The 13,070-nt window shown below is 49.3% G+C and carries 10 protein-coding genes; 7 read left to right on the top strand and 3 right to left on the bottom strand.

Features of this window, described 5'->3' with window-relative positions; all coding sequences use genetic code 11:
* Positions 1 to 289 precede the first annotated feature (289 nt).
* The 3 genes from RBH92_RS13850 to fliE all read left to right on the top strand — a co-directional run bounded on the left by RBH92_RS13850 (position 290) and on the right by fliE (position 3,233).
* The gene (locus tag RBH92_RS13850; protein ID WP_307932584.1) at positions 290 to 1,480 is read left to right on the top strand and encodes a sensor histidine kinase; all 1,191 of its coding nucleotides are present in this window, start codon (positions 290 to 292) and stop codon (positions 1,478 to 1,480) included.
* A gap of 3 nt (positions 1,481 to 1,483) precedes the next feature.
* Positions 1,484 to 2,812, top strand: a complete 1,329-nt coding sequence (locus tag RBH92_RS13845) for a sigma-54-dependent transcriptional regulator (RefSeq protein WP_307932583.1) — start codon at positions 1,484 to 1,486, stop codon at positions 2,810 to 2,812.
* Between the two features lie 97 nt (positions 2,813 to 2,909).
* A complete protein-coding gene (gene fliE / locus RBH92_RS13840) occupies positions 2,910 to 3,233 on the top strand; it encodes a flagellar hook-basal body complex protein FliE (RefSeq protein ID WP_292922468.1) in 324 nt (107 codons plus the stop codon).
* A gap of 39 nt (positions 3,234 to 3,272) precedes the next feature.
* Here fliE and RBH92_RS13835 read toward each other — a convergent pair whose 3' ends face one another.
* On the bottom strand, positions 3,273 to 5,126 hold the full coding sequence (locus RBH92_RS13835; RefSeq protein ID WP_307932582.1) for an ABC-F family ATP-binding cassette domain-containing protein: 1,854 nt from the start codon (positions 5,124 to 5,126) through the stop codon (positions 3,273 to 3,275).
* A 263-nt stretch (positions 5,127 to 5,389) separates the two neighbouring features.
* Between RBH92_RS13835 and RBH92_RS13830 the strand changes: the two genes are divergently transcribed.
* The 4 genes from RBH92_RS13830 to RBH92_RS13815 all read left to right on the top strand — a co-directional run bounded on the left by RBH92_RS13830 (position 5,390) and on the right by RBH92_RS13815 (position 9,683).
* Complete coding sequence (locus RBH92_RS13830) at positions 5,390 to 7,810, top strand: intermembrane phospholipid transport YdbH family protein (protein ID WP_307932581.1); 2,421 nt, start codon at positions 5,390 to 5,392, stop codon at positions 7,808 to 7,810.
* A gap of 96 nt (positions 7,811 to 7,906) precedes the next feature.
* Positions 7,907 to 8,122, top strand: a complete 216-nt coding sequence (locus tag RBH92_RS13825) for a YnbE family lipoprotein (protein WP_307932580.1) — start codon at positions 7,907 to 7,909, stop codon at positions 8,120 to 8,122.
* 24 nt (positions 8,123 to 8,146) lie between these two features.
* Positions 8,147 to 8,497, top strand: coding sequence for a YdbL family probable chaperone protein (locus RBH92_RS13820; protein WP_307932579.1), 351 nt, complete (start codon positions 8,147 to 8,149; stop codon positions 8,495 to 8,497).
* A 100-nt stretch (positions 8,498 to 8,597) separates the two neighbouring features.
* Positions 8,598 to 9,683 carry a calcium-binding protein gene (locus tag RBH92_RS13815; protein WP_307932578.1) on the top strand — a complete coding sequence of 362 codons (1,086 nt, stop codon included), beginning with the start codon at positions 8,598 to 8,600 and terminating at the stop codon, positions 9,681 to 9,683.
* A gap of 70 nt (positions 9,684 to 9,753) precedes the next feature.
* Here RBH92_RS13815 and RBH92_RS13810 read toward each other — a convergent pair whose 3' ends face one another.
* Both RBH92_RS13810 and RBH92_RS13805 read right to left on the bottom strand, forming a co-directional pair.
* Entirely contained in the window at positions 9,754 to 11,022 is a 1,269-nt protein-coding gene (locus tag RBH92_RS13810; protein WP_307932577.1) for a multifunctional CCA addition/repair protein, read from the bottom strand.
* A 42-nt stretch (positions 11,023 to 11,064) separates the two neighbouring features.
* Positions 11,065 to 12,978: a lytic transglycosylase domain-containing protein gene (locus RBH92_RS13805; RefSeq protein WP_307932576.1), complete on the bottom strand. Its 1,914-nt coding sequence runs from the start codon at positions 12,976 to 12,978 to the stop codon at positions 11,065 to 11,067.
* Between the last annotated feature and the right edge of the window lie 92 nt (positions 12,979 to 13,070).

Below are 13,070 nucleotides of genomic sequence, written 5' to 3'. Positions count from 1 at the left end.
CTATTCAAAGTTTAATTATTAAATCCGGATCGTTGGAAAATCATGTCACATCTATCGAACCAATACGTCATACCGCTACTGAAAACCTCAATCTTGCTATTTCACTGCCGTAAAAAAATTGGCTATCAGTCATTCAGCCTTAATAGACTTTTTAGAATTGATGATTATCAGCAAATTTGTAAGTTCTGATTGTTTGAAAAGAATAGGTTTGTCTGCCTTATTCGTATCAATACCGGGATAGTCTCCAATGCTAAGCTACAGGTAATTTCTATCCACAGAATTAAATTTCGTGCAGACAAATAAGGTTAGTAAAATCAAAAATATATCTGATGATCAAGTGCAGCTGCAACGCGCATTTGCTGCTTTTAATGAGGTATCCGAGCAGTTATCGAGCGTTTACCAGGAATTACAAGGCAAAGTAGCGCATTTGACCCGGGAATTGGCGCTTGCCAATGGAGAGTTGCATAAGCAACTGGTTGCTAAGGAGAATCTGTCGCAGCGATTGGGCTTGTTGTTGAATGCTTTGCCTGGAGGGGTGGTTGCATTAAATGCGCAAGATTGCATTGAACAAGTGAATCCGGCAGCCACAAGCCTGCTGGGAGCGCCTCTGCTTGGTTTAGGGTGGAATCAGGTTGTTCAAGAACGCTTAACCGCTACAATGCTTGTCAGTGAATGGCATATTAAATCGGTAAAAACATCCGAACTTCGCCGGATTCGTGTAGAAAGCAGCGCAACGGATTCGCTTGGCAGAAGAATCCTGCTCATCAATGACATTACCGATGCTTATGCGTTGCAGGAGCAGTTCAGACGAAATCAGCGGTTGACTTCCATGGGGGAAATGGCGGCAAATCTTGCGCATCAGCTGCGCACGCCGCTATCAACCGCACTCATTTATGCAAACCATCTCGGTAGCGATGCGCTGACTTCCAGTGAACGGCAAAAATTTGCTGCAAAAACAATCGAACGCTTACTGCATTTGGAGCATTTAACTAAAGATATGCTCCGTTTTGTGAAAGGTGAAACAAATCAGCTTGAAACCGTCGAGATAACCAGTCTGATAACGGAACTGCAGCAAGTGATCGAGCCGCAGGTGAAGCAAAAGAAGCTGCAGTTGAATATTTATGACCATTGCGGATCTGAAAAGATTATGACAGACCGGTCGGCACTATTCGGAGCGCTGATGAACCTCCTCGAGAACGCCGTTCAGGCAACGCCAATCGGCGGCGTAATCGCTTTCACTGCCTGCCTGGAGGAGGCGCGTATCACCTTAAGTGTGCATGACAATGGACCTGGCATTGATTCGTCTCTGCAGGAAAGGTTGTTCGAGCCTTTTTTTACTACCCGGTCCGAGGGTACCGGGCTTGGCTTGGCAATTGCCAGAAGTGTGATTCAGTCAATGGGCGGCAGCATCCATATTCATTCCACGCCGGACACGGGAACTGCATTTGTTGTGCATTTGCCCAGAAGCAAAGGAGATTAATGTATGAAAACACTACCTATTCTGGTGGTAGAAGATGATCAGGATTTGCAGGAGGCAATTTGCACCACCTTGAAACTATCCGGTTATCAGACTCGGGCCGCGTCTAATGGTACTGACGCAATGAAAATACTTCATGAACATCAAATGGGAATGGTTGTCAGCGATGTGCAAATGAAGCCGATCGACGGTTTTGCGCTATTACAAGAAATTAAAGCGTTTGAGCCGGAGTTACCGGTTTTGTTGATGACCGCTTATGGTGACGTTAAACGCGCAGTGACTGCTATGCAAACTGGCGCTTGCGATTATTTGCTGAAACCGTTTGATCCGGCGATCCTATTGGCGCATGTCAAACGCTATGCGCTACCGGAAATTGAACAAGATGATAAAGTTGTCGCCAAAGATCCGCGAGCGCGGTCGTTGTTAGCGCTTGCCAGGCGCGTTGCCCAATCGCCCGCGACAGTATTGCTGACAGGCGAGAGCGGTTGCGGCAAGGAAGTGATAGCGCGGTTCATTCACATGCACTCGCCACGCTCTTCCAAGCCATTTGTCGCTATCAATTGCGCGGCTATACCGGAGAATTTGCTCGAGGCGACGTTATTCGGGTACGAGAAAGGCGCATTTACCGGGGCATCACAGGCGCAGCCTGGGAAATTCGAACAAGCGGAGGGAGGGACGTTATTGCTCGATGAAATTTCGGAGATGCCGCTGGAATTACAAGCAAAATTGCTGAGAGTCCTGCAAGAAAGAGAGGTTGAGCGAGTCGGCGGACACAAAACGATTAAGCTGGATATCCGGGTGCTGGCAACTTCAAACCGCGATATGCTGGCGATGGTCAAAAGCGGCCGATTCCGCGAAGATCTCTATTACCGTCTCAACGTGTTTCCAATCGAGATTCCGCCGTTGCGCGAAAGACCTCTGGACATCGAATCCTTGGCACTTCGTGCGCTCACTGTGCCTTCTTCCGCGACAGAAAAATCGTCATACCGGTTGACTCAGGCGGCCATTGATAAACTGACGCGCTATGCCTGGCCCGGTAATGTCCGGGAATTGGAAAATGTCATGCAGCGCGCCATGATTCTGGCAATGGATAACATCATCGATGCCGAACATATTCATTTACCGGTGGCGGAAACTGAGGTTGCCGAGATAACTGAAGTAAAAAATCAAACGCCAGCGCCAGCGGCGATGGAAGATATTAAATCGCTTGAACGCAAGCATATTCTGGAAACACTGGCTGCAGTTAATGGTTCCCGAAAACTAGCCGTTAAGAAGCTCGGTATTTCGGAAAGAACGTTGCGATACAAATTACAACAGTATCGCATGACAAGTTGACTATCATTTTCCTATAGACAGATAAATGCGATTTGTTAGAATTTCCGGCCGGGTTAGCAGCTTACCGGTACATTTAAGATGCGCGTAGGGATAAAACATGGATAAATCAGGAATTGACAATATATTGCAGCAATTGCAAGCGGCTTCGGAGCTGGCTTCGGGGGTTAAGAAACAACCGAAAAGCGATGAGGTTGCAAGTGTTGATTTTAGCGAGAAACTAAAGACAGCGATTGATCAGGTCAATAAATCGCAACAGAATTCGGACAGAATGACTGAGCAGTTTGTCAGTGATCAAGCCAACGTCGACTTGCATGAAGTGATGATTTCCCTGCAAAAAGCCAATGTGTCGTTTCAATCCATGGTTCAAGTACGGAATAAATTAGTAACCGCCTACCAGGAAATCATGAATATGCAGGTCTGATCCGTTGCGGTTTGTTGCGCAACGGCTTCTGCCGTTGACTTATTCTTCCAGTGCTGATTCCAACTCAAGCCAACTTTCTTCCAGATCCGTTATTTTTTTCTCAAGCGCCGAAAAAACTGCATTAAGCCGGTCAATTTCTTCCCGCGGGCAATTTGCGTAAGTAGCCGGGTCAGCTAGCCGCCGGTTTATCTCGGACAATTCTTGTTGCGCGCTTGCTATGGCTGCTTCCAGTTTTGATTGTTTCGACAATAGCGTTTTTTTATTCGGCTTGATCGCCGCATGAGATGGAGTTTTCTGCGGCGCGGATTTTGTTGTGGTTTCGTCCGCGGCGCGGCGGTTTTCCAGCCACTTTTTATAATCCTCCAGATCACCATCCAGCGGCTGTATCTTACCGTCGGCAACCAGCCATAATTCATCGGCTACTGCGCGTACCAGGCTGCGGTCGTGCGAAACCAATATGACCGCGCCGGTATAATTTTCCAACGCCAGTGTCAAGGCATCGCGCATATCCAAGTCCAGATGATTGGTGGGTTCATCCAGCAGCAATAAATGCGGTTTTTGCCAGGCCAGTATGGCCAGCGCCAGACGGCTCTTCTCACCGCCGGAAAAACTGGCGACCGGTCGATCCTCGCTGTCGCCGCCCAACTCGAATCGTCCCAGAAATGTTCGTAAATCCAGCTCGGTTTGTTGTGGCGCGATTTCCTGCAAATGTTGCAGCGGTGTCTTCTTGCTGTCCAGATTTTCCAACTGATGTTGCGCGAAATAGCCCATTTGAATATTTTCCGCGCATTCCACTGAGCCGGACGCCGGTTTTATTTCCCCTGTCAGCAATTTAATGAATGTCGACTTTCCAGCTCCGTTGGGGCCCATGAGTGCAATCCTCGAACCCGCTTGCAATGTGAGGTGAACCTGTTGGAATAACATGACATTGCTATAGCCGAAGCTGATATTTTTAATGCGTAGCAGTACATCAGGGCTTCGTTCAGGCGCTTCTATTTCAAGATCGAAATGACCGTCTTGCACATGAGCTGGTGCAAGACGCACCAAACGTTCCAGGGCTTTGATGCGGCTCTGCGCTTGCTTGGCTTTGGTTGCCTTGGCGCGAAAACGCCGCACGAAATCTTCCATATGCGCAATGTGTTTTTGCTGCAGCTGCCAGGCCTGTGTTTGTTGCGACAGTTGTTCGGCGCGGGCGCGCTCAAAGTCATCGTAATTGCCGCTATAAGTTTCAATGGACCGGTTATGGATGTAGGCAATGCGATTGGCGCAGGTATTGAGAAATTCGCGGTCATGGGATACGACGATTACACTGCCCGGATAGCGCAATAGATACTGCTCCAACCAGAGGATTGCTTCCAGATCCAGGTGATTCGTCGGCTCGTCAAGCAGCAGCAGATCGGCGCGATGCATCAACGCTCTCGCAAGATTCAAACGCATCCGCCAGCCGCCCGAGAAATGATTGACCGCTCGTTCCAATACTGAATTTTCAAATCCTAACCCGTTCAATAACTGTGCTGCCCGTGACCGTGCCGTATAGCCGGCGATCGCTTCATAACGTTGCTGTGCCTCAAACCAGGCGGCATCATGCTGTGCTTGCGATAACGTGCTTTCGAGTTGTCGTAGTTCCACATCGCCGTCCAATACAAATTCAAGTGCAGGCAGGCCGGAATTGATGATTTCCTGTTCGACGAAAGCAATCGTTTTACCGGATTGCATACTTACTTCGCCGCTATCCGGTTTGATTACGCCGCGGATTAATTTGAATAGCGTGGATTTTCCGCAACCGTTCCGGCCGACCAGGCCGATACGTTGATTGGCAAAAATTTGCAGATGACAGTTTTCCAATAACGGAGCACCGCCTTGCAAATAGGACAACGATTGAATCGTTAGCATGGTATTTCAGCGATCATAAACATTTATAAAACCGGAAATTAGTCAAACTCCAGTGACAAAGCGCACAAGGTTCGTAAAATCATTGTTGCAAGGTTTGCTGACTTCTTCGATACTGTCAAACTCTATTGCGCGATTACCGTGCTTCGTATTGAGACTCAAGGAAATTACTCGCAAGCTGTCATATTGAAGTTTTTCCGGAAATGGGAATGTTATCAATCACGATAAATTAAAGGAATTTTCACGGCGTTATTTTAATCCATTCCATGGGCAAACTACTAAAAGCCGTATTGCTGGCATTCATTAGCCTTATGATCGTGACCGTATCAGGGCTATATCTATTCCGCCACGCTATCGTTGAAGCCGTTATCAGCGATCAATTGCGTCAGCGCGGTTTTCCGTTGCAGTCGATTGAAATTCCTGACGTTTCGTTTAATTCTCTGCAATTACAGGATATAACGGCCGGAAAAAGCAGCGAATTTCGTTTAAAGAATCTTCGGCTTGCTTGGAATTTTCAAGAACTTTTAGCAGGAAAGCCGGTTTCGGCCACGATCAGCGGCCTGCAAGCAACCATCGATTTAAAAACAGGCGCTTCCAATTTCACCATGCCGCAATCTCAGATGCCGGTTGCGCAGTGGAAAATTTCCATTCCTTGGTTGCCGGAATTGAAACTAAGCGATTCCGCGGTTTATTTTCGCACGGCATCCGAAGACATCACGTTGGCGCTATCCGGCAGTATCGGAGCGATACAATCCGGTAAGCAGGAAATCCATCTGAGTGCGGTAACTTCCGCTTCTTTCTTGCAGGCAACGACCGTGTTTAAAGGCACTTTCGATAATCAGGGAAATCTCCAAGGTAAAATTTCTGTTTCGGAAGCCAGGTTCGATACACCGGAAGCCAAAATTGCGGATTTTTCCAGTGAGACTTCCTTTGTGTTTTCAGCGTTGCGGCCGCAGCAAATACAGACTAATACTTCATTGTCGGGTATCCGGCTGTTGCGAAAAGAGGAGGCATCCGCTACCGAATTGGCATTGGAAGAAATTTCCCTGGCAGGGGAATTTCAGCGATCTGCGGATTCGATGCAAGGTGAGATGGATTTCAGAATCACTGGCGGTCAAGTAATTGCCGATGCGCTGAAGCTCGAGCAACTCGCAGTTTCCATTCCTGTTCAGATCAAACTTCATCCATCATCTGTGCAAATCGGGTTGCGCGAACAGGCACATATCACCTTGGGAAAAATTTTTACCGGCTATCCCCTACAGATCAAAGATTTTAAAGGCTTCTCTATCGATCAGGCCGACCTGGATCTGGCAAAAGATGATCATGGCATAACGCTCCAGCATCGGATTTCGATCCTTCCCGCTAATCTGACATTGCTGGATGAACGCCCGGATTCATCGGCGCGCAAAGTGCAGATCCACCCCGGAACAATTTCCCTGATCGGGAAACTGAGTGATTCCGAGAAATACCAGGGCACACTGGCGATTAGTAATGCAGCCGTTAACTTGCCGGCGCAGATTCAGGCATCGGATATTTCCGTTGCCCTGCACCTGAATGATCAAGAGGATGATGCAGTTGCGAGTTTTGCAATCGGCCGGGTGCATCATCTCGCAGCGGAACCGTTGTTCGCGGCACTGTCCTTTGCCGGTGGGATTCGTGATATTGCCAAGCGCGGTGAGCCTGCTGTTTATGCGCTGACATTGTCAGGCGGTGTGCCAAGACTGGACTATATGAAACTGACGGGTCAATACGCGACCGGTACCGGCAAGGGCAAATTGAAAGCTGAGATCGTGCCGCTCAGTTTTTCACCAGGCGCTTTGCAACCAAGCGATTTATTGCCGTCCTTGGCGCAATTGCAGGATGTGAGCGGAAAAGTCAACGCCTACGCGCAACTCCGATGGGATAAAGATGGCGTGCAAAGTAGTGGCGCCGAGCTGGAAATGCGGGATCTTTCATTCACTCGGGAGACGTTAAAGTTAAACGACTTGAACGCCATGCTGCATTTGGATAATTTAATCGCGTTGAGCAGCGAGCGGCATCAATCGATAACCATCCGCCGGGTTGATTCCGGGATTCCACTGGAAAAAATATTGATTTCTTACCATATCGAAGGTACGACGCCGCCTCGTCTGGCGATACAAAAAGCCCAATTTTCAGTGATCAACGGGATCGTGTCGTTGGTGCCGACGGTCATTGATCCGGCGGCGGCACAGACGGATATTTTGCTCCGTATCGAAGATATTGATCTCGAAACCTTCTTTAATCTGATCAAAATCGACGGACTGGCCGGAAGCGGTCAGCTCGATGGCCAGATTCCGATTACTTTAAAAGATAACGTATTGACGATCACAAATGGTCATCTTGCGGCGAGATCGCCGGGAATTTTGCGGTTTAAATCGGAAAAAGCCTCTAAAATGCTGTCTTCTGCAGGAAAAGAAATGAATTTATTGCTGCAAGCAGCGCAAGAGTTCCACTACACGGAACTTTCGTTGAATCTGGATAAGTCGGGTTTGCATGATTTGGTGGTCAAACTCTCGGTATTGGGGAATAATCCCAACGTTAAAGATGGCCAGCCGTTCCGGCTCAATATTAAACTGGAAACCGATATTGAGAAAATTCTGCAAACGATTAACCAAGGGTATCACTTGTCCCATGAAATTCTGCGCGGCTCATTCATACTCCGTTAATTTGGACGGCGCTAGATTGTGACCATGGAGCAAACAATGCTCATTACCGGCTCCCATCAATTAAAACGGGGCTCATTACAAAAAAGGAGTGCAATCATGCGCAACATTGATCAAGTGGCTAAAATTATGATCGTTAAGGTTTGCCTGATTCTTGTCTGTCTGGTAATCACAGCTTGCGCGCCGACAGTCAAAGTGGAATCACCGCAAGAACCCATCACGATCAATTTGAATATCAAACTGGACGCTGATATCCGAGTCAAGCTTGAGGAAGAAGCCAAAAAAGATATTGCAGCCAATCCCGGCATCTTCTAGAAGTTATAATACAAGGAGAATATTGTGCAGCCTATTGAGAGAACGATTTTGAAGAATCCATTGCCCGGTCTTACGATCGCTTTTTTACTGATCTTTTCACTTTACACTTCACTGACCAACGCAGAAAGCCTGGAAAATCTTCGCGCATCGGGTGCAATCGGTGAGGCCTATAATGGTTATGTCATCGCGCGTCAACCCGAAGCCCAAGCGGAAGCGGATGCAATCAATGTAAAACGCAGAGCCATTTATCAGGAAAAAGCAGCTGCGCAAGGTATTGATATTGATCAGGTAGCCAAGGTATATGCTGCAGAAATCTTTAAAACCGTTCCGGCGGGAACGTGGATTCAAATAGATGGGCAGTGGAAAAAAAAGTAACGCCACCGATGTTTAACAAAACAACGGAATCACACTAAATATTCAGTATTTATTTTAATATCATTTTGTTATGTAAATTTTACCTCTGGAGGGCAATCAAATGACATTCCACGTTTTCCACCTGAACGAAGTCTATTCAAATGCAGACGGCACCATCCAATTCATCGAGTTCATGGGCGATGCCGATGGGCAGAATTTGTGGGCGGGACGTACCATTACATCAACTGATGGCAGCATTACCAAGACCTACAACATTACGGCCAATCTTCCCAATGCTGCGACCCTCAACAAAACCGTGCTGGTTGCGACGCAAGGATTTGCAGACTTAGGAATTGTGACGCCTGACTATATCATTCCGAATGGTTTTTTGTTTCTATCCGGGGGTACCGTCAATTTTCCCGGTATGGATGACGGCAGATTGTCTTACGCCAATTTGCCGGTGGATGGCGTGACTTCCCTGAACCCCGACAGTTCAACCGGCATCAACTCACCGAAAAATTTTGCAGGCAATACCGGAACTGTACCGAGTAATATCTTTACGGGCACGGATGGCTCCGATAATTTAACCGGTACATCGGGTGATGATTTTATTGTTGCATTCGGCGGGAACGATACACTCACTGGTAACAGTGGAAACGACAAATTAAGCGGCGGTTTCGGCGCCGATACCGCGATTTTCAGCAGCAGCCGGGTAAATTATACCGTTGCTGGCACCAGCACTGGTTTTAGCGTATCGGGTCCCGATGGCAATGACACGCTTTTGGGAATCGAACGGTTCAGATTTACGGATAAGAAAATAGCCGTCGATCTCGGTGACGGACAATCCGCCAACAATACGGCTCGCCTTATTGGCGCGGCTTTCGATGCGCCGACCATTGCGCAGCATCCGGATTATGTCGGTATCGGATTGAATCTGTTTGATTCCGGACAAAGCATGCTCGCGGTATCGCAACTGGTGGTCGGCATTCTGGGGTTGTCCAATGATGCGTTTGTCGACAAGGTATACCAAAATGTGGTTGGTAGCTTACCGTCTGCTTCCGAACATGATTTTTATGTGAAATTATTATCCGGCAGCGGCGGTACGTTGAGTCAAGCGCAACTGCTGGAAATTGCAGCCAATACCGATATCAATGAAGTCAATATCAATCTCACCGGGCTGCAACAAACCGGTGTTGAATTTATTTGACGGATTGCCTGAATCAGTCAAATGAGTTCTTTGGCTGATATTGTTAAAGATAGCCGGGAACCGGATTGAATCATGAGATCTCGCTCCCGGTAATGTCGACGTTCCCTCCGTGCAGTTCTTTTTTTATTTTAGAAATCCGTGCTTCGCGCACTTTGTTGTGAATGGCGGCAGGTAATTCCGCTGTATTGGTGATCGTTTGGCTCAATTCAGCGGCAATCGCACCGGCGTCGACTTGCAGCGCCGCCGCCAATGCTTTCCTTAAACGTTCCGCTTGGGTATAAGGTTTGCCGGCATACCCCGGGCGGCCATGAAAATCGCAGGCGCAAGCTTGCAGAAATTCTTCAAATCTGGCGGGTTTCCGGTAAGCATCGACGCCTTGCAGTATATCCGCAACGGTTGCCGCACGCAGTTCTTCGGCGCGGTGCACATCACCATGATAACGAGCGACCAATAGCGCCAGGTCGCGGGAATCTTTGGGAACCCGGATACGCTCGCATAAATTTTTGGTCAGTTCGATGCTGCGCGCTTCATGCCCGATATGGCGCGGCCATTCCTCCGGGGGCGTGGTGCCTTTGCCTAAGTCATGCATCAGGGTTGCAAAGCGCACCGGTAGCGAATAATTCTTGGACGCGGCATAATCAATCGCCATCATGATATGCACGCCGGTATCGATTTCAGGATGGGCGTGCGCCGGTTGCGGCACACCGAACAGCACGTCGACTTCCGGCATGATCCGCGCAAGCGCGCCGCATTCCCGCAGCACATAAAACATCCGGGACGGATGATTTTCCATTAACCCGCGCGCGAGTTCCTGCCAGACACGTTCAGGCACCAGCGCATCGACTTCGCCGTTATGCACCATGTCGTTCATCAATGCCAATGTTTCCGGCGCAAGGTGAAAGCCGAAACGCGCGGCAAAACGCGCAGCCCGGAGGATACGCACCGGATCTTCGGAGAAAGCCGGGCTGACATGCCGCAATATTCCCGCCTCCAAATCGGCAACGCCGTTGAACGGATCAATGATATGACCGGTTTCATCCTTGGCGATCGAATTGATCGTCAAGTCGCGCCGTGCCAGGTCTTCCTGTAACGTGACTTGCGGCGAGGTAAACACTTCGAATCCTTTGTAGCCGCGTGAGATTTTCCGTTCGGTGCGCGCCAAAGCGTACTGTTCATTGGTCTGGGGATGCAGGAAAACCGGAAAGTCTTTTCCTACCGGGCGGTAACCCAATCGTTCCATGTCCTCGGGCGATGCGCCTACGACCACGTAATCATGATCCTGGACGGGCAACCCCAACAATTCATCACGAACCGAACCACCCACCAGATAAGTTTTCACAATCTTTTCTCGAATAAAAAATGGAGTGCGTTGATCCGCTTGTTATTTCGCTGCCCGCACGACTCCCAGGCGCTGTTTGAGCGTCGGTTCATTCCGGTGATCCAGAACTTTGGCGTAGTACATCGAATTTTTCAGAACCTTTTTGACGTAATCGCGCGTTTCGTTGAATGGAATCGTCTCGGCGTAAATCGCGCCTTCCAAAGGCACCGTATTGTCGCGCCAGCGCCGGGCCCGGCCTGGTCCGGCATTGTAAGCGGCGGATGCCAGCAGCGGCTGATTATCCAGCGTGCCGAGCACATGCTTCAAATAATACGTTCCCAGCCGCAAATTGGTATTGACATCGACCACCAGGCTTTGGCGGAAATTCGGTATTCCCAGTTGCTTGGCAACCCATTCGGCGGTAGCCGGCATCAACTGCATCAGACCGGCGGCGCCGGCGTGTGACTTGATGTCGGCGATGAAGCGGCTTTCCTGCCGGATCAAACCGTACACCCAGGCTTCGTCGAGTTCATGTTGCTGCAATACCTTGCGCAGCATTTCACGATGCGGCGATAAAAAACGCAGACTGAAATCATGCTGCGTGACCGTTCGATTAGCGGTATTGATCGCGCGATCGTACAAACCCTGGCGGCGGGCGACTTCGGCGGCCGCCAGCAATTCGGCATCGCTGAAATTGCGGATGGTCCAGCTCCATTCGCGCATTGCTTCGGTGCGCAAATTCATGCGCGAAAACGCCAGCGCGCGCTGTATGCCCGGATTGCGTTCCATCGCGGCAACCTCCGCGTTATTGACGCGGTAAGTTTTGTCGGCAATGGTGAGGATCGCGCCCAATTCTTCGCGCGCCAATTGTCCATAGAAACTGTGCTCATTGCTGAGCGGAATGAGCATCGTGTTGGCATCCAGCGTATGACCTTTCACCAATAAAGCGCGGGCTTTCCAATAGCGCCAGGTATCCACTTGTTGCTCTTTCATTGACATCCGGTTGATGGTTCTCAATACCTCATCCCAGTCTCCAACTCGCAGTGCAGCCCGTGCCTGCCAGCCGAGAACCAGATCCGACGGCGGGTACATTTGCGTGGTGTTTTGCGCTTCCCTGAACCAATCCAATGCGCGGGAATCGTGCCGCATGGCGGCCCGGTAACCCAATCGCGCCAGAAAATAGGACCGGTCCGAGGCAGTCAATTGATTTTTTACTTTAGACCATTGCATATACGCTTGATTGGTATCGTTGCGTAATAAACGCAGTAGCGAAAAAAGCACAATTTCACGGTCGCTGCGTGTCCTGATGGCTCTATTCAAAGTATCCAGGTAGCGCAAGGGATTCTTTGCGGCATTGTTCAAGTCGGCGCTGTTGAGCGTTTCATTGCCGGAAAGATAGCGGTTGACATGCGTGGCAACGCCTGTCTGACCTTCCTCCAGTGCCAGCCGGATACGTTTCCAGATATCGTCCGCGGTCAATTGTCCGCCGTAAATGAGCGACTGGAACACCGGTGTGCAGCTATCGGGCAGACTGGTTGGCGTCAACCATAATGCGCGGATATCCGGCAGCACCGAAATGTCTTTATGGTCTAGTTGGCGTTGATAGTAATAACACTGCAGTTCGGTATCCTTGTTGACCAGCAGCGGGTATTCGGCCTCGAACAGCGGCCACTGTTGATTTTTACCCAGTACCTTGAGCCAATCGCTGCGGAGCCGGTCGGCGACATGATCGCCGTCGTAACGTAACAGAAAATGACGGATCGCTGCGGTATCGGTGGTGCGTAATAACATCCGCTGCTGATAATAATCGACATACGGCCACAGCACGTGGCGTTTCAGTCTCGCGGCAGATTCATCCAGGCGTTTGGCGTTACCGGATTGAAAAGCTTCACGGGCTATCAGGAAATCGCTGTCCTGGCTTGCCGTTGATGTTCCAACGCAAGCTAATAGTATCAATGCAAAAACAAAATTTTTCATAGCTATTAACCGTGCGGACTCACTGACAGGATAAAAAAACGTTGTGACGATATTCTACAATGAATTCGGGCTCTTCCGGCAGCGCGGTAAGA

This window comes from Nitrosomonas sp. sh817 (assembly GCF_030908545.1).
Lineage (GTDB): Bacteria > Pseudomonadota > Gammaproteobacteria > Burkholderiales > Nitrosomonadaceae > Nitrosomonas.
This window is presented reverse-complemented; position numbering and strand designations above follow the sequence as displayed.

Excerpts from the sequence above, each read along its gene's own strand:
- RBH92_RS13845 (WP_307932583.1), top strand. The coding sequence starts at position 1,484 with ATGAAAACACTACCTATTCTGGTGGTAGAAGATGATCAGGATTTGCAG.
- fliE (WP_292922468.1), top strand. The coding sequence starts at position 2,910 with ATGGATAAATCAGGAATTGACAATATATTGCAGCAATTGCAAGCGGCT.
- RBH92_RS13835 (WP_307932582.1), bottom strand. The coding sequence starts at position 5,126 with ATGCTAACGATTCAATCGTTGTCCTATTTGCAAGGCGGTGCTCCGTTA.
- RBH92_RS13830 (WP_307932581.1), top strand. The coding sequence starts at position 5,390 with ATGGGCAAACTACTAAAAGCCGTATTGCTGGCATTCATTAGCCTTATG.
- RBH92_RS13825 (WP_307932580.1), top strand. The coding sequence starts at position 7,907 with ATGCGCAACATTGATCAAGTGGCTAAAATTATGATCGTTAAGGTTTGC.
- RBH92_RS13815 (WP_307932578.1), top strand. The coding sequence starts at position 8,598 with ATGACATTCCACGTTTTCCACCTGAACGAAGTCTATTCAAATGCAGAC.
- RBH92_RS13805 (WP_307932576.1), bottom strand. The coding sequence starts at position 12,978 with ATGAAAAATTTTGTTTTTGCATTGATACTATTAGCTTGCGTTGGAACA.